The sequence below is a fragment of the Pedobacter sp. ASV1-7 genome (assembly GCF_040203335.1).
In the GTDB taxonomy this organism is placed as follows: domain Bacteria; phylum Bacteroidota; class Bacteroidia; order Sphingobacteriales; family Sphingobacteriaceae; genus Pedobacter.
Genome location: NZ_JBEHBV010000004.1, coordinates 251,962 through 269,898, shown reverse-complemented (window position 1 = coordinate 269,898; position 17,937 = coordinate 251,962). Strand labels below are relative to the sequence as shown.

General features: G+C 35.7%; 14 protein-coding genes. 5 read left to right on the top strand and 9 right to left on the bottom strand.

What is annotated here, in order from left to right; genetic code table 11:
* Positions 1–78 precede the first annotated feature (78 nt).
* The 4 genes from yajC to ABDJ41_RS11470 form a co-directional block, all read right to left on the bottom strand.
* Complete coding sequence (gene yajC, locus ABDJ41_RS11485) at positions 79–408, bottom strand: preprotein translocase subunit YajC (protein ID WP_349786149.1); 330 nt, start codon at positions 406–408, stop codon at positions 79–81.
* 34 nt (positions 409–442) lie between these two features.
* Positions 443–889, bottom strand: coding sequence for a DUF1573 domain-containing protein (locus ABDJ41_RS11480; protein WP_349786148.1), 447 nt, complete (start codon positions 887–889; stop codon positions 443–445).
* Between the two features lie 4 nt (positions 890–893).
* On the bottom strand, positions 894–1,787 hold the full coding sequence (gene nusB / locus ABDJ41_RS11475) for a transcription antitermination factor NusB (RefSeq protein ID WP_349786147.1): 894 nt from the start codon (positions 1,785–1,787) through the stop codon (positions 894–896).
* A 90-nt stretch (positions 1,788–1,877) separates the two neighbouring features.
* On the bottom strand, positions 1,878–2,966 hold the full coding sequence (locus tag ABDJ41_RS11470) for a Glu/Leu/Phe/Val family dehydrogenase (protein WP_349786146.1): 1,089 nt from the start codon (positions 2,964–2,966) through the stop codon (positions 1,878–1,880).
* A 112-nt stretch (positions 2,967–3,078) separates the two neighbouring features.
* Here ABDJ41_RS11470 and ABDJ41_RS11465 point away from each other — a divergent pair, with 112 nt between their 5' ends.
* The 3 genes from ABDJ41_RS11465 (at position 3,079) to ABDJ41_RS11455 (ending at position 6,754) form a co-directional block, all read left to right on the top strand.
* Positions 3,079–4,869, top strand: coding sequence for an ABC transporter ATP-binding protein (locus tag ABDJ41_RS11465; RefSeq protein ID WP_349786145.1), 1,791 nt, complete (start codon positions 3,079–3,081; stop codon positions 4,867–4,869).
* 69 nt (positions 4,870–4,938) lie between these two features.
* Positions 4,939–5,268 carry a DUF3276 family protein gene (locus tag ABDJ41_RS11460; protein ID WP_349786144.1) on the top strand — a complete coding sequence of 110 codons (330 nt, stop codon included), beginning with the start codon at positions 4,939–4,941 and terminating at the stop codon, positions 5,266–5,268.
* 277 nt (positions 5,269–5,545) lie between these two features.
* Positions 5,546–6,754, top strand: coding sequence for a right-handed parallel beta-helix repeat-containing protein (locus ABDJ41_RS11455; protein ID WP_349786143.1), 1,209 nt, complete (start codon positions 5,546–5,548; stop codon positions 6,752–6,754).
* 68 nt (positions 6,755–6,822) lie between these two features.
* Here the strand turns inward: ABDJ41_RS11455 and ABDJ41_RS11450 are convergent, their stop codons facing one another.
* The 4 genes from ABDJ41_RS11450 to ABDJ41_RS11435 all read right to left on the bottom strand — a co-directional run bounded on the left by ABDJ41_RS11450 (position 6,823) and on the right by ABDJ41_RS11435 (position 13,216).
* Entirely contained in the window at positions 6,823–9,759 is a 2,937-nt protein-coding gene (locus ABDJ41_RS11450; RefSeq protein ID WP_349786142.1) for an outer membrane beta-barrel protein, read from the bottom strand.
* Between the two features lie 57 nt (positions 9,760–9,816).
* Complete coding sequence (locus ABDJ41_RS11445; protein ID WP_349786141.1) at positions 9,817–10,662, bottom strand: hypothetical protein; 846 nt, start codon at positions 10,660–10,662, stop codon at positions 9,817–9,819.
* 203 nt (positions 10,663–10,865) lie between these two features.
* Entirely contained in the window at positions 10,866–11,885 is a 1,020-nt protein-coding gene (locus ABDJ41_RS11440; RefSeq protein WP_349786140.1) for a cytochrome d ubiquinol oxidase subunit II, read from the bottom strand.
* Positions 11,882–13,216, bottom strand: coding sequence for a cytochrome ubiquinol oxidase subunit I (locus tag ABDJ41_RS11435; protein ID WP_349786139.1), 1,335 nt, complete (start codon positions 13,214–13,216; stop codon positions 11,882–11,884). Before ABDJ41_RS11435 ends, ABDJ41_RS11440 begins: the two co-directional genes overlap by 4 nt.
* Before the next feature lie 310 nt (positions 13,217–13,526).
* On the opposite strand from ABDJ41_RS11435, the gene ABDJ41_RS11430 reads away from it, so the two are divergent.
* Complete coding sequence (locus ABDJ41_RS11430; protein ID WP_349786138.1) at positions 13,527–14,336, top strand: hypothetical protein; 810 nt, start codon at positions 13,527–13,529, stop codon at positions 14,334–14,336.
* Positions 14,337–14,339: 3 nt separating this feature from the next.
* Here ABDJ41_RS11430 and ABDJ41_RS11425 read toward each other — a convergent pair whose 3' ends face one another.
* On the bottom strand, positions 14,340–16,919 hold the full coding sequence (locus tag ABDJ41_RS11425; protein ID WP_349786137.1) for a M1 family metallopeptidase: 2,580 nt from the start codon (positions 16,917–16,919) through the stop codon (positions 14,340–14,342).
* 145 nt (positions 16,920–17,064) lie between these two features.
* Between ABDJ41_RS11425 and ABDJ41_RS11420 the strand changes: the two genes are divergently transcribed.
* On the top strand, positions 17,065–17,913 hold the full coding sequence (locus ABDJ41_RS11420; RefSeq protein WP_349786136.1) for a DUF2911 domain-containing protein: 849 nt from the start codon (positions 17,065–17,067) through the stop codon (positions 17,911–17,913).
* Positions 17,914–17,937: the final 24 nt, after the last annotated feature.

Genomic DNA, 17,937 nt, shown 5'->3' with positions numbered 1-17,937 from the left:
ACAAATAATTACGAAGAGGCCATCCATAAAAAAAGTCTGTACCGAGAGATACAGACTTTTGATAAGTTTTTACAGAGATTATGCTTTTGTAGTGTCCTCTGTTTTAGGAGCAACTGCTTTAGTAGCGTCCAATGATACCGCTGTTTTATCAAAACGGATTTTTGTACCGCCTTCAACTTCAATTAAAAATGTAGTTTCATTCATATCTGCAATACGGCCATGAATACCTGCAGTGGTAACAATTTTATCTCCTTTTTTTAAAGCTTCAACCATTTTCTTAAGGTCTTTCGCTTTTTTAACCTGAGGTCTGATCATGAAAAAGTAAAACACTACCATGATTAAAACCATTGGTATAAGTGTACTTAACATACCATTTCCCTGGGCTTGCAAAATTACTGTTGATATCATATTCTATTATATAAATTGTATATTAATTTGATTCTTAATTAATTTCGCCAGTTAAATGTAAACTAGCAATATTCGGGGTTGCATTCGAGGTAACAGTGATCACTTTATCCTGCACTCCGGATTTTCCCTGGCTGTCAAACACCACTTTAATCTCTCCTTCTTCACCAGGTTTAATTGGTGCAGCAGGTATTTCAGGTACTGTACAACCGCAAGTTGCAGTAGCATTTAAAATAATTAAAGGACTTTTACCGACATTTTTTACCTTATAGCTGTAAGAAATCTTTTCACCCTGGGAAATTTTACCAAAGTTATAATTTTCTTTTTCGAAGCTCATTACTGCAGCTTCGCCATCAGGAATGGCTTCATGACCAGCATTTACTGTTAATTCATTAGCATTACCTGCTGTCCTGTTATTTTTTTCAGAATTCTGACAAGCTGCAAATGATACAGCTAACAATGCCAATACAAAGATTCTCTTCATTTTGTTATTCTTCTATTAATCCACGACCTGTCTTATGAATACTATCAGTTCTCTTAAGGTCGCCTAAAATTTTATCCAAGATACCGTTAATAAACGAATTACTTTTCGGTGTACTGTAATCTTTTGATAAATCAAGGTATTCGTTTATAGTTACCTTTACTGGTATTGAAGGGAAATTTAACAACTCGCAGATGGCCATTTTCATTAGAATTGTATCCATCAATGCAATACGCTCTGATTCCCAGTTTTTTGTTCTTTCGGCAATTAATTCATGATATTCCTTATTGTTTCTAAGGGTATATGCAAATAGGTCCTGAACAAATTTACTGTCCTCTTCCCAATCCTGACTGATTGGAGTCAGACTATTTTTAAAAGGATCTTCAGAGGTAAAATTTTTAATTGTCTTAGCTACCATTCCCTGCATCACTTCTTTATCCACAGACCAGTTGATGAACTTATCTTCAAATGCCTGAATGATATTGTGACTTTTAAGGATGATTTTTCTGAAGATGAACTTGATGATTGTTTTAGAACCTTCAAGACTATTGTCTTCATCTGCCAGATATGCAGCGTACTCGGGAGTAACTTTTAATGTGTTAAAAATAGCTTTTACAAACTCCGGATCAGCCATCCAGTTGATCTTGTACTTGTGGATTGCAGCAATATAATCAGGGTTTTGTTTTAATGTAACCGCGAATTTGTTGTTTAACAACTTCATATTCGGGTTTAGATCTTCTGCTGTAGGCAAGTGTTTATTAGAACGCTCAATAGCATCTATACCTGTATACTCTGTAGTCTCAACTAATAAGGAAAGCATGCCAACGTACATTTCGTATACGTCGTCAATACTTTTCATTAACGCCTTCTTTGAAGCTGCCAGATCTTTTTTGTCTGTCATTTGCCAAGCAAAAATATTTTGCAGAGCTTTAATTCTTAAGTGCCTTCTATTTAACATGAATGTAAGAACGAGTGGTAAATTACCTGGTGATTAAAATGATGATTTTATTTTTTTGATATCTATTATCCTTTGTTCAGCAATACGGTTAGCCGCCCATATTGTTGGTATATTATCTGTTTTAGACATTTTTATAACGTCTCTTGTTGCATTATAAATATTCTCAGTAAGCTGCATTGTACGTTTCTTACCAAAGCCTGTCAGCTCAGAATAACAACTAATCAGTCCACCTGCATTAATCAAATAATCCGGAGCAAATAATATTCCCTTATCTAACAGCAGTTGTCCATGCACAGTTTCATCAGCAAGCTGATTATTTGCAGAACCTGCGATGATGGCAAACTTCATTTTGTTGATCGTTTTGTCATTCACAGTTGCACCCAATGCACAGGGTGCATATATATCTGCATCTAGTCCGAATATTTTATCAGCACTTATAGGTTTTGCTTTATAAGTGCGGGCAACATGTTGTAGTTTCTCCTCATTGATATCGCTGATATAAACCTCTACGTTTTCAGCTCTTAGCAACGCAACAAGGTGTTCGCCTACATTACCTATCCCCTGTACAACAACAGAACGTCCGGCAAGCATATCTGTTCCAAATACTTCTTTTACACAAGCTTTGATTCCTAAATAAACACCTTTAGCAGTTGTTGGTGCAGGATTACCTGCTCCGCCTAATGATTCTGGCACACCTGTCACATGGTTAGTTTCCATGCGGATGTACTCCATATCTTTAGTCGTAGTTCCTAAATCTTCGGCAGTAATAAACTCACCATTCAGATTCTTAATAAACCGTCCGTAGCTACGCATCAAAGCTTCAGATTTTTCCTTTCTGGAATCACCAATGATAACAGCTTTACCACCACCTAAATTTAATCCGGTGATAGAAGCTTTATAAGTCATCGCACTTGATAATCTGAGGACATCTTCCAGCGCTTCTGACTCCGTAGCATAGCTCCACATTCTGGTTCCACCTAAAGCAGGACCTAATGTAGTATCATGAATCGCAATAATGGCTTTTAATCCGGTATCAGGATCGTTGCAAAATACGACCTTCTTGTGCCCCGATGCACTCAACTGATCTAAAACTGAATTCACAATAGAACTATTCCCAGACATATAATTTCGTTTATCAGATATGTCGCAAAACTAGCATAAAAAAACATTATTTACATTGTTTTAACCAAAGAGTTTAAAAAAAGTAGGTTCATTTGGATAACTTTACATCCTGATGAAGCACCTCCGATTTTTAAATAAATATTTCTATAAATATAAATGGTGGATTATCCCAGGGGTTTTCTTTGTGATTATCTCCAATATCTTCGGGGTAATTCCAGCACAGGTAATAGGCCATGCCTTTAACCTCATCACCGAAAACATACAGATTTACCGCCTGTTTAATGGTTTCGAACGAGCATCTATTGTATACGATATATTTAGTGTAAGCCTTTTCTATTTTGGATTACTGGTATTGGTGCTCTATTTATTACGAGGGCTTTTCCTGTTCTTTATGCGGCAAACCATCATTTTAATGTCCAGACATATTGAGTTTGACATGAAAAACGAGATTTATGCACATTACCAAAAACTGAGTCTTGGCTTCTACCGTCGCAATAATACCGGCGATCTGATGAACCGAGCTACGGAAGATGTAAACCGGGTTAGGATGTATGTTGGCCCCGCCATAATGTACACCATTAACACAGCAGTATTATTCTTGTTGGTTATATATGCCATGTTTTCGGTAAATGTCACATTAGCCATCTGGTGTTTGGTGCCTTTACCTATCCTGGTTTTGATTATTTACTTTGTCAATACACTCATCAACCAAAAAAGCGAGCAAATACAAGTACAACTATCCAAATTATCCAGTTTTGTACAGGAAAGATTCTCAGGCATAAGAGTGATAAAATCTTATGTAAGAGAAAATTACACGCAAGAGATATTTGCAAAGGAAAGCCAGGGATACAAAGACAATGCAATGGGCCTTGTTAAAATACAAGCGCTCTTTTATCCAACAATGCTATTGTTAGTGGGTTTAAGTACTATTCTAACCATCTATATTGGCGGTATACAAGTAATAGATGGCTCCATTACCCCAGGAAACATTGCTGAATTTATTGTATATGTAAATCAACTTACTTTTCCTGTTTCTATGTTGGGTTGGGTAACTACTTTAATTCAGCGAGCCTCCGCCTCTCAAAAACGCATTAATGAATTTTTACAGTTGCAACCAGACATCACTTCAAACAATACAAGAACTTCACAGCTTGCCGGAAATATTAAGTTTGATCAAGTTAGCTTTACCTATCCAGACACAGGTATTCAGGCGATTAAAGATATAAGTTTTGAAATTGAACAAGGTCAATTTGTTGCTATCATTGGCCGTACGGGATCAGGAAAATCAACCCTTGCTAATTTAATCATGAGGATGTATGATGTGGATAAGGGCTCAATTAGCGTGGATAACGCCCCATTAAAAGATGCAAATTTAAATGATTACCGAAACCAAATCGGTTTTGTCCCGCAGGAAGTATTTCTATTTTCAGATACCATAAAAAACAATATTGCATTTGGTTTGGATGAGGTCACTGATCTAGAGATAGAGGCTGCCGCTAAAGATGCAGCTGTATATTATAATATCATTGATTTTGAACAAAAGTTTGAAACCATGCTTGGCGAAAGGGGAATTACTTTATCTGGTGGACAAAAACAAAGGGTATCAATTGCAAGAGCTTTAATTAAAGAACCACGTTTATTGATTTTTGATGATTGTCTTTCTGCTGTAGACACAAGAACAGAAGAAGAAATTCTGAATAATCTTAGCAGAATTATGAAAAACAGGACAAGTATTTTGATTGCCCATCGAATTTCCACTATAAAAAATGCAGATAAGATTATTGTACTTGATGCCGGTCAAATCATAGAACAAGGTACACATACACAACTATTGGCTCTTGGTGGTGCTTATTCTGAAATATATCAGAACCAATTATTAGAAGAAGAGAATCAAACTAACTAATTTCATTTTGAAGTTTAATAATTATTAGTTTATATTTACCCGAACCAAAAACCAAGATCAATACCAACCATGGGAGAATTTGACAACAAAGAGAGAGAAGAGGTTTTCTCGAAGAAAGTAAGGGCCGGTAAAAGAACTTATTTTTTCGACGTGAAAGCAACCAGATCGGGAGATTATTACCTAACCCTTACAGAGAGCAAGAAAAGGCTAGAGGACGGTGTATTTGTAAAACATAAGATTTTCTTATACAAGGAAGATTTTGAGAAGTTTGCAGAGGGGTTAAATGAAACCGTTGAATACATCAAGAACCATCAGGATGTTGTTGAAAAACGCTACGAATATTCTGAAAATCATGAAGGAGTGGGAAACAAGAGTCATAACGACGATTTTTCATTCTAAAAACATAGCATTGTAAATCAATAAAAAAACCTTAAACATTTAAAAAATGTTTAAGGTTTTTTTATTGATTTGATTTCTACTTCCAATTTGAGCATACACCTACCTCCCCCAGACACTTATTCTCCTCTTCATTCATTTATATTCCCCTAGAATACCTTTCTAGATATTTTATATCTAGAACACTTATTTTAACCTCTTTAAAGAAACACAAATTAATTGTGTACGTTAACGAAAAAAAAATATATAAATTAGAGTTAAACAATTTAACCCCTTTATTATGAAAAAAAGCATTTTATTATTGGGAGTAACATTTATCTTCCTTTCTTCCTGTGATAAGCAGGAAACTGACAAAGACACTCAACTATTAAAAAGTGGAGTAAAATCAACAAGTGAGCTTTCCCTATTAGCAACGACGATTGTTAATGTAACACCCACTACAGTTTTCAATACTGCATTTTGGACCAATATTCAAACGTTACTGCAATCAAATCCTGTTGACATCGTTTTTGCTGATGGAACATACAATTTAACATCAACGATTTCTTTAACTAACATCGGACATACAACCAATAACCTGGAATTGAAATGTAATACAATTGGTTCTGCTATAATTACTGGATCTATTGCCAAATTAATGGGATTAAGTTCTTGTAAAAATATTTTAATACATCGATTAAAGTTTACGGGTCCTGTAACCGATTATGCACTTACGATACAAAGAAGCCAGAATGTAACGGTAGCTTACTGTAGATTCGAAGATATGCCAAATGTTTACTATGGTGCTTTAGGAGCTCATTATGATACTTCAGACAATATAATTGTCAGGCAAAATGTATTCTCAAAAGTTGGATTAGATTCTCATTGTCATATGATATACGGCGCATATGGAGTGAAAAGACTTAAAGTTATTAACAACACATTTACAGATTGTGCGGGATCCTTTGTGAGATTCAGAGGGAATAATTCCACCCATGGCGTTGTTTATGGCAATACCTTTATCTCAACCGGAACATATTTAACTGGAGTCAATCCAATTTTTGTTGAAGTACCAGTTTTCAATGATGTAAATCCAGGAGATGAAAGATTTGGCACCAGCTTCATGATCACCAGTAATAGTTTTAGTTATAGTACTTCAGGTACTCAAGCCACAAGATACGCCCTCGTTTTTCATCATAGCGGATATAATCCCCCTGATAGAACACATTTAATTAGTGCAGCTGATGCAGCTACACTAGGCAGTGGAAGCAGCACGGTAGCAGCAAAAAGGGCAATAATGTCTTCTAAATTAGGTTTAGACGGAACGAAAATACTTTTCGGGGGCAATACCAATACAAATGTAGCTACTAATGTATCTTACAGATGCCAGGGTGGATATGGAGCCGTTGCTCCCTGGACAGGAATTGTAAGTATCGGAACAGCAGTGACAGCAACTGGCCTGGCTACCAGCTATGCAGAAGCTTTAGCTTTTTATGATGATTTATACTAATTAATACGCTCTAATAACTAAAAAGCTCTGTTGAAAGATTCAACAGAGCTTTTTAGTTTACTATCCACTTACATAAAGCTTCCGTCTCCTCTGCGCATAATTCCTCTGCCACCTTTTCCTTTAGCACCAGACCACTTTTGCAGTCTCATACTAAAACGTAGCATGAAATAACGACTTAAGGCATTAGATTTGGTATCTGTATAACCACCATCCTGACTAACATCACGACTTACGAAATTATTCTGGTTCAGTAAATCGAAGGCCTGAAGGGTGAGTCTTCCTCTACGGTTAAACATCTCTTTTTCAAGATATGCATTTATTACAAACGGATTACTAGTTACATTTGCATTAATACCACTCACATAATTTTTACTTGCACTATATCCAAACAAGAAAGTATCCCATAAATACACACGTCCATCTACGTTTAACGCAAGTGTGTTTGTTCTCGAATCAATGAAGCCTTCAAGACTGTTTTCAGATCTGGTGTAATTGTAAGAAACGAAAGGATTAATCTCAAACCATTCCGTAGGATTAATTCTTGGACCAAAACGTTCTACCATTGTCAACACCGTATTAACATTCTGCTGAGAAGCATTCATTGAAATTCTACGATCATAGTTTACCGAGCCACTTAATGATAAATTATACTTACGGTTGTTAAGTTGTTTACTGATATTGTAGTTTCCACCAACCTTATAAACCCCATTCATATTTAAATACCTTGTCTCTCTAATATAGATTGTATCCTTTCTGGCACCCTCTTTCAAAATCTGATCTATGATTTGAACGTTATCTCTTACAACAGAATTTTCTGTTAATGAAGAATTCAAATTAAAGGTCATATTTAATTTTGAATTTGGGATGTAGTTATTATAACTCGCATTCACGGAATGAACAAAAGTAGAAAGCAGATCCGGGTTACCAACAATAGGGTTTTGAGGATTAGAGACATCACGCACAGGTTGTATCTGATCAAATGTAGGTTCTACGGCATTACCAGAGTAATTAATCGCAATCTTTTGTTGTCTAGACCACAAATATTCAAAACGAGCAATTGGAATCAGATTAAAGCTACTTCTACTGGTTGATGTACCTAAACTCATCTTTGTACCAGATAATAAAGTAGGAACAGCAGTTACACCTAAGGAGAATCTTACTTTCGACATGTTACTTAATCCAAAGCGGTAATTCAAAGCCAATCTTCCTTGCGTAAATGAGTAATTATAAATATTACTTAAAGAGTCAATCACATTTGAAGGTCCTCCGTTTATTATATTCCTGGTTGTTGCAGTATTATCATATCCATTGTAATTCACCTGTGCATTCAATTCCAGTTGAGTGTTAAGGGTTAATGGTTCTACATAAGTAAAACTACCGCGATAATTATTCTGAAGATTTTTACGCGCAACAATTCGGTTTACCACAGAGTCTCGCTTTTCCGTTTCGTCCTGACTTAAGTAATAAATGATATTAATATCCTGTTCCGTTTCCTGATCCTGATCATTGCTATTAAAATCAGCCTGTATAGACATATTTCTTCTAGACTTAGCAAAAATATGCTGATAAAATACAGAGGCACCCAATTGAGGCCTGGTATTTTTGGTTGAATTCAAACCGTCTCTAAGCTGGTGTAGAAAACCAGTCTGTTTAACGTTTGAATTTCTTTTATTATCAGAAAGACTATATTTAAAAGTAGGAACAAAACGTAAAAAGTTATTGCTATCTAAATTAATCTCAATCTCCGCTCTTAAGTTATGATTTCTGGAAATATTGTCACCATTAATGATACTGTTTGCAAAAGTATTAACTGTCGAATCTCTACCGGAAACTGTATCCCGGACTCTGTTTGGAGTAACAGAATAACTATCATTCAATGATTTTGTTCTGGTAGTAGAGAAACCATAATTCAGGTTATATTCTATTTTCTTACCAACTTTATCACGGATACTGAATGAACCATTTCCAGAGGTAGTCGTACCCCCACTCCCACTGCTATTGCTGCTTCCCTGATTTCCACCACGGCCGCCTCTTCCTCCGCCGCTATCACCACCATTATCTCCCCCACCGGCGACACCATTTACAGTATTATTAAATTTAGCATTTACACCAATATTCTGGTTGCCATTAATACGTGTACCAAAAAGCCCTGCATCATAACGCTTGTTATTTCCAATGCCTCCATTAACACGAAGCATATTACCCACCGACTTATCCGTACGGGTAGTAATGTTCAATACCTTTTCAGGGTCACCATCTTTAATCCCGGTACGAGCTGCCTGATCACCATAATCATCAACAATTTGAATTCTGTCAACAATCTCAGCTGGTAAGTTTTTTATAGCATTGGCAATATCTCCACCAAGATATTCCTTTCCGTTAAGCTTTGCCTTGGTTACATTTTGCCCCTGGTGAACAAGTGTACCATCATTCCCAACTTCCATTCCCTCCATCTTCTTCAGCAACTCGTCAACTGTTGAATTAGCTCTTACAACATAATCACTAGCCTTGTATTCTACAGTATCAGTTTTATAAGTAATCGCAGGTGCTCCACTAATTACCACTTCATTCAAGAGGTTTTTTTCTTCTTTTAGCATTATTGGATCCATAACGATCCTGGGAATCATGTCATTTTGCTTAAAGCGCATAACTGGCGACTTAGCATAACCTATACTTTGAACGACTAATGTATAGGTAGCAGATTTAACTTCCTTAAATACAAAAATTCCATCGCTGTTTGTTGAAGTTTTTAAGGTGTCTCTGTCCGATGTCAGGCTTACAGTTGCCCCTATCACTCCTAAATCTGTACTGTCTTTTACGATACCGCTAATCTGTCGGGTAGGCAAAGGAGGGGGAGGATCCTGTTTTGCGGGCTGCTGCGAAAACACCTCGGTAAAACTAAACATCATTAATAAAATGATGCTCAGTTTCTTAAAACGCTGTAGGTATTCCGGCATAAAAATGGCATTTAATTTTCTGGCCGTAACCCGATTAAAATAATTCATTTGTGTGTTTGTGTGTATGTTGGGGTAAATTTGTGTGTTCTCTACACCATTAAGATATTACTTTTTGGCAAGGGTGTATTTTCCCCAAAAATCGGTAGGACTTAACATTGCCTGGAAATCCATACCTCCACCACCACGGCCGAAGTTTCCGCCACCGCCACCACCGAAATTACCACGACCTCCGCCTCCAAATCCTCCACCGTCTAGGCCCGGTAAGTGTAATCCATTTAACTTAATATTATATGCAAATTCCTTTGGTGAATCAACTGAAAGCCCCAGTGCTTCTAGCGGAATGGCTACTTCATAAAAGAACGAATTATCATTTTCAATATTTGCAAATGCTTTAATACCATGTTCATTATAAATAGATACTAACGTGTCAGTCGTATTCTTAAATCCCCTGATTTTAATCTCTTTAGCAGTCTTCAATTGTGTTTTTTGCCTGGCTACCATAAAAGAATCTCTTTGTTTAGCATCTGGTCTGGCCCCACCTCCCATAGCCATAGTCATGCCCACTGCAGGCCTGCTTCCTCTTGCTCTGGCAGGATTGACTACAAGTGGGTAGGTTAGCGTTATACTCTCCTTTTCTTTTTTCTTACCATCAGGATTTACTGAAAAAGTAATTCCACCAGCCATTATTTTAGAATTATTAGGCACATCAGTAGACTTAATGATCAGATAAAGATTCTTTTCATCATTACTGATTATATAAGAAAGATTAGTACGCTTACTAACTGAGAAATCACTCTCCTTCCATTCAAAATTCTTACCATCAATCTTTATTGCATGAGGCGCAAATATACTAACCTCTTGTAATTCATTAACTTTTTGAGCCTGGGCAATATTACCAAGGCTGGCAAATAATACCGTACAAAGTGCAACTTTTTGGAATCCTGATCTCATATTTAGTGTTGTATTTAAGTCCGACATTGGTTGTATGACTTCATAAAATGATTTAGGTTTAATAGTTTCTGCTATATAAAACAAAACATTTCATTCAATTCTTTAAAAAGATCACGAATTAAGTACAAAAAAATCTGTTTTCTGTTCTTCGCTAAATTTGTTACAAAAAAACCAAAACTGATAAATACCTGGGTGATATTTTTCTAGTGATCAGCAACTGTTTTCTTGGATGTTTGGAATATATAAATCAGATAAACCAATGCAGGTAAAATAAACAAACTGCCAATCAACAATGCATATCCTAATGTTTCAATTGTTTTAGCTTGCCCCTGATGTGCCATTAAAGAAAGATTTTCACCATTCTTAAGCAAGATAATATCTGGGAAATGTGAATATGTTGCAGCAAATAAAATCATTGTTACCTGAAAACCAGCTAATAAGCGTAGTAATATAGACTTATTTCTATTTAAGGCATAAAACATCACAATTAATGATAAACTAGCCGCGACAATAGCAATAAGTCCCGGGGTATCTCCAAAAATCCAGTTCACCAGCGGGATGTGTTCAATAGCAGCAGCAATAAAAACCAATGCTCCACAAGCCATTACAAAAAAGATTGCCCGTCTCGCTTTTCCCACAAAATGAACTCTGTCTCCCTCATCATCGGTTTGTCCAATTATAAAAATTGTGGCTAGAAAACCACAAATGCTTACCGTAAACACACCTACGGCAACAGAGAACCAATTTAACCAACTAAAAATATAAGCAGACAAGAAGTCATTAGCCTGTGGATCGATATAACCAGAAACAGCACTGGCAGCTATAATACCAAGAAAAAATGGTGTTATTAAACTAGAATACACGAAAATAGGTGTATAAACCTTCTGCATATCATCCTTTACAGCGTCATAATTTCTAAATACAAAGGCAGTTCCTCTTGCAATGATTCCTAATAACATACACACCAAGGGAATATGTAAGTAAACAGAAACAGTAGTATATATTTTAGGAAAACCTACAAACAAAATCACAACTGCAATAATGAGCCACATATGATTAGCTTCCCAAATGGGACCAATTGCCTTATACATGGTTTTACGAGTTTTAGCTTTATTAACTTTAGCTGTCATCAGTTCAATTATACCAGCTCCAAAATCAGCGCCACCAAGTAAAATATATAATAAAATGGATGTCCATAAAAAAACGATAACTACATAAATCATAATGGCTTATCTTTTGAAAGGTTTTCAGAATCATACAAATTACCCACCATCGTAATCTGCCTATATAACAGCAGACTTACAATAATAGAAAGAGAGATATATACAGCAGTAAACATATAAAAAGAATAAACTATACCCGGCATAGGCGTTACTGCATCAGCAGTTTTCATTATTCCTCTAATGATCCAGGGTTGTCGCCCTACCTCTGTAACTGTCCACCCCGCCTCCAGAGCAATAAAGCCTAAAGGAGTAGCAAAAACAAATAACTTCAGGAGCCATCGACTATCCAACCATTTCCTTTTTTTCCATAAGGCAATAAAATACAAAACTGCAATGAGCACCATGAGCATACCTAACCCAACCATAATTTGAAAAGCGTAATGCGTGACAGCAACTGGAGGTTGCTCATCTTTAGGAAAACTCTCTAAACCTTTAACCTCTCCATTAAAATCCCCCGTTGCCATCAAACTGAGTAAGCCAGGGATTTTAATAGCATAATCTACCTTCTTGTTTAAAGTATCAGGTATTCCACCAATAATCAATGGAGCATTGCGTTCAGTATGAAAATGAGCTTCCATTGCTGCCAGCTTTTCAGGTTGTCTCACTGCTACATCTTTAGCAGAGATATCACCACTTATAGGCTGCAAACAGGCAGCCACAGTTCCAAAAATAGCAGCGATTTTAAAAGCCTTACTGTGAAAACCTATATTTTTACCTTTAAGAATCATAAGGGCATGAACACCAGCAACTGCAAAACCAGTGGACACAAAAGCAGCCACACTCATGTGTAGGGCTTGTGAAAACCATGCATCATTAAACATAGCCTTAATGGGATCGATGTTTAAGTACTGCCCATTAATATAATCAAAGCCCGTTGGACTATTCATCCAGGCATTTGCAGCAACAACAAGAATACCCGATGCTAATCCACTCAAACCAACCACTACCCCTGTAGCCCAATGAAACCATGGGTTGAGCTTATTCCATCCATACAAATAAAACCCAAGGGCTATTGCCTCAATAAAAAAAGCAGTCCCTTCCAAAGAAAATGGCATTCCAAATATAGGCCCTGCATGTTCCATAAATTTAGGCCAGAGCAAACCAAGTTCAAATGATAATACTGTACCTGAAACCGCGCCAGTAGCAAAGAAAATAGCAACACCTTTACTCCAGGCTTTGGTAACATCTTTGTAAACTGCTTTTTTGGTTTTAAGCCAGTAAAAATGGGCTACTGTCATGAAAAAAGGCATTACCATCCCAATACAAGCAAAAACAATGTGAAAGCCCAACGAGAAGGCCATCTGAAGGCGGGCTGCTAGAAAGTCGTCCATATTTTAGAATTATGTACAAAAGAAATCGTTCCGTAAAAGTACAGCTTATCTCCTATGAAAAAACTTTTTTCAGCTGAAGATTATCATAATTCTAACATATTTCCCTAAAAACATTTTTTCTTATAAATCTGCAGTTTATCGTAGAATATTTCCATGTAGCCCAACTTATCAAAACACACTACAAAAATAATTAATATCTCTAAAAAAAATACAACAACAATTTTAAAGTAAAAATTTTCATTACCAATACAATAATCATTACGTTCACCATTATAAAATGGTCTAAACATTAAACTAAATCAACGGTATCATGAAAAGTATTAAACCTTTACATTTTGTAGCCCTCTGTGCATTTATTGTCTTATTGTCCTGTAAAAAAGAAACAAAACCTCAAACTGAGGAACCAAAGTCAAAAAAAGAGGAACCTGTATCCCCTCAACCTACGGATCAGGGTAAATACATCCCTATAAAACTAGAAGCTAATGGAACAACCTTGACTCTGAAGTATAAAGAAAATAGTGCACTGCTGACAGAAATCACCGATTCAGACGGAAGTAAAACCACCATAATGTATAATGCAGATGGTTTTCCACAAAAATTAGAAAAATATAAAAATGGGAAACTATTTTTTATCGATTACTATGAACAAAAGGATAAAAAACTCACTAATAAAATACAATCATTTGACCATGATGCCATAACTAATCGCACAAGCCCCAATGGATATTACACATTAACTTATAATGATCAACTAAGAATCAGTACAATTGATTACTATAATAACAACAAAGCACTAATTAAAACAAGTAATCTATACTACAGTGAATCTTTAAATTTATCAAAAATAAGCAGTATTCACTCTAAGACGAGTTATACCTATGATCTCAAAAATGGGATTAGCAGTAATATCACTTTTAGCGAATTATTTACTTTACAGCTTGAACATTGGTTTTTAAGATGTATTAATAATAATCTTACAACTATACTTAGTCAGGAAAACAATGAAAATAACATTGATTTTAGTTATGAATATAATGACAACGGTTATCCCTCAAAGGCAATACTAACCAGCGTCAAAAATAAACAAAGTATAATTATAACATACAAACGCTTGGAATAGTGATTAATTCAATAGCCTTTGTGCTCTAAATAGATGATCTGCAGTCTGTAAAATTTTAGCTTTTAATTTAGGATTATAATCAGGGTGGCTTTTTAAAAACTCATTTACAATCTCAGCTGCTTCTGTACTTTGGTAATAGCCTAATGTAGCCTGCAACCAACTTTGAGGAAAAAATATGTCTCCTGTGGTTTGAATTTCTTCCAACAGTTCAAGACTTTTTTTAAGGTATTTTATAGATGTAGCCTGTCTTAATGGATGATGTAAATAATACAATGCCACTCCGACATTAGATTCCTTTTCTCTGTTTGCTTTCAATTCCAGGCTCTTAAAAAAAAGATCTCTTTGCTTCACTTCAGCAGAAAGAGAAGGCATGATAAATTCAAATCTTCTCTTTCTGTCTGCATTACTTATACGTAACAATTGCTCATTCAATATAACAGCACTGCTATCTGTTCTTAAAGCTAGTGAAAAAGCCAGAGTAGTATAATCATCTTCAGAAAGCTTTACCCCCTCAGGTGCTTTTCCTGTTTTCCATATTTCATACAATTTTTTGTAAGCTATACTGTTTAAAAATATATCCTGATATGTTTTAAAAAGAAGCTTTTTAACATTAGACTCCTTTTGTTCTAAAATAGCATTCCAAATTTGTTTTTCCAGAGATTCACTTAATCGCTCTCTATCTTGACGAGTCAGGAACTCCCAATAAATAGTGCTGATATAATTACTAATCAATTTAACATTCAACTCCTCTTTTTCCTTATTTAACCCATTTATAAAAAGAGTTAATAAATCAACTGGTTTAATATACCTCCCATTCAGCATATTCTCATAAAGCGAAATATAAGATACTGCACGATTTAAAGGCTTATCCATACTGTACAAGCGATCAAAGATTGCAGGATCTGTAGGCCATAAACCATACCCCTGACCTGAAGAATTGAAAAGCACAAATAAAGGAGCTTCCAGGCCTTCAGCTTCTTCAACCTCAATTTCTGCTGCATTAAAATTAACCGTTATGTCCTTGCTATAATTCTTATAATATAAACTCAATTCAAAAATTTGAGGCCAGACTCTATCGTTACCGTATTCTGAAACTTGTTTAATCGTAAACTTGCTAATCTTACTCCCTTCATATTTAATGGAATAATCGACAACCGGACGTCCAGGTTCATTTACCCAAACCTTATTCCATTGCTGTAAATCCTCATCAGCATATTTATCTAAAATACTGATCAGATCAGGCCAGGAAGCATTGCTGTTCGCAAACTTTTTAAGATATTCTCTTACACCCAGCTGAAACTTTTCCTTCCCCATTAAACGTTCCAGCTGGCGCATCATAATTGGTGATTTATGATAAATAATATTCCCATACATGGAACCAGCGTCCTTTAGATTATCCAATTGTTGTCGGATAGGATTTGAACCTGTAGTACGGTCTACACCATATGCCGATGGAAAATGATCCAATAAAAACTTTAAATCAAATACATCTTTACCAACACTTCCCTCTGCACTTTTATCGGCCATAAAATTAGCAAACACTTCTTTCATCCATACATCAGTAAACCAATTCATTGTCACCAGATCACCAAACCACATATGTGCTGTTTCATGTGCTATCAGGTTATTTCTGGAATTAATCTGATCTCTTGTTGCCGTAGCATCTAAAAATAAGGTAGCGGCTTTATATTGAATAGCGCCAATATGCTCCATTCCTCCGAATTGAAAGTCAGGAATTGCAACGAAATCAAACTTTTGAAATGGATAAGGGATATCTGTCCAATCTTCAAAATACCTAAGTGCATCATCATGAATCTTGAAAATCTGATTTATACTATGCCTGATTTTCCCTGTATCTGTCTCTCTGTACAAGAAAGCAGCTTTCTCATCACCTACTTTTCCAATTTGTTCTTCAAATTTCCCAGCTACAAATGAGAACAAATATGTACTTAAAGTATCTGAGGTTAAAAATTGATAAGTCTTTTGATTATTTAATACTGTAGATGTTTTTAATGGTGCATTAGCTATTGCTTTCCAATCGGCCGGCACTTTTAAAGTCAGATTATAGGTTGCTTTAATATCCGGCTGATCAAAACAAGGAAAGACTGTTCTTGCTCTGTCAGGCACAAATAATGTATATAAATAATCAGTATTGCGATTTAATGCTCCCTCACCAGATTGAAATTTTATCTGTACCTCATTCATTCCCCTCTTCAAATATCTGGCAGGAATCAGCAGGTGTTCCTTTTCATGATCTATACTTACAGATTTCCCATTCACTGTTAGTTTTAAAAGTTTTGATTTATCTTCCTTAAAATCCAACTGCAAGGCACGGTCTTTTTTATCAAGATGAAAGCGCAACACCTCAGTGGCAGCAATCTTTTCCTTTCTTTCTCCTGGTATATCAAATTCAAGCGTATAATTAACTTTACTGATTACAGATTTTCTATACTTGGCCAATTCTATTGAAACCCCTGTCTCTACTGACTGAGCCAATGATTTTATAGAAGCTGCACATAAACAAAAGAAAGAAATGCTGAACAAGATATAACGAAAACCTACCATGAGAGCGAATTTAAGCATGATTTTCTAATTTATTCGTCAAGTTTCCTTTTATACTACATTTAAACTATACAATACACGAACAGATATGTAATTTAGTCCCGACAAAACTTATAACCAGGTCTGTTAAGACCTTTGTAAACATTTAAAAACAAAAAATAATTATATGAAAACAACGTTTAAAACAATGTTATTTTTAGCACTAGCTGTAGTTCTGAGTATTGATGTTCAGGCGCAAGGTCTTAAAATGCCACAAGCTAGTACGGGCCAAACTATTTCTCAGAATTTTGCTTTGGGAAAAATTACACTTAACTATTCACGTCCAAATGTAAAAGGCCGCAAGATTTTTGGTGCAATGGAGCCTTATGGATCTGTATGGCGTACAGGTGCAAATTCTGCGACAGTGATTACATTCTCTGAAACTGTAAAAATCGCTGGTAAAGATCTTCCTGCAGGAGAATATGGATTATTTACTATTCCTGGTAAAGACGAGTGGACAGTAATATTCAACAAAGGCGCTAAACAATGGGGTTCATATGAATATAAAGCATCAGATGATGTGCTGAGAGTTAAGGTAAAGCCTATTAATTTGAAAGATAAAGTAGAAACTTTTACCATTCAATTTGCCGATGTTTTACCAACTACTGCTAAATTACAGTTAATGTGGGAGAACACGTTAGTAAATGTAGAGTTAAGTGCTGATATCGACGCGACCGTAATGGCTAGTATTGATGAAGCGATGAAAGGTGAGAAAAAACCTTATTTCCAGGCTGCACAATATTACTTTAACAATAGCAAAGACCTGAAAAAAGCACTGGAATGGGTTAATGCGGCTGAAGCAGCAGACGGCAAAGCACCATGGATTAAATTATGGAAAGGACGCATTCAAATGAAAATGGGTGACAAAGCAGGTGCAGTTAAAACTGCAACAGATGGTTTAAAACTTGCTACTGAGCTTAAAAATCAAGAGTATATCCGTTTACATACTGAATTGCTTAAAGAAACTAAAAAATAAGAAAACATTGGTTTTCATTTAAAG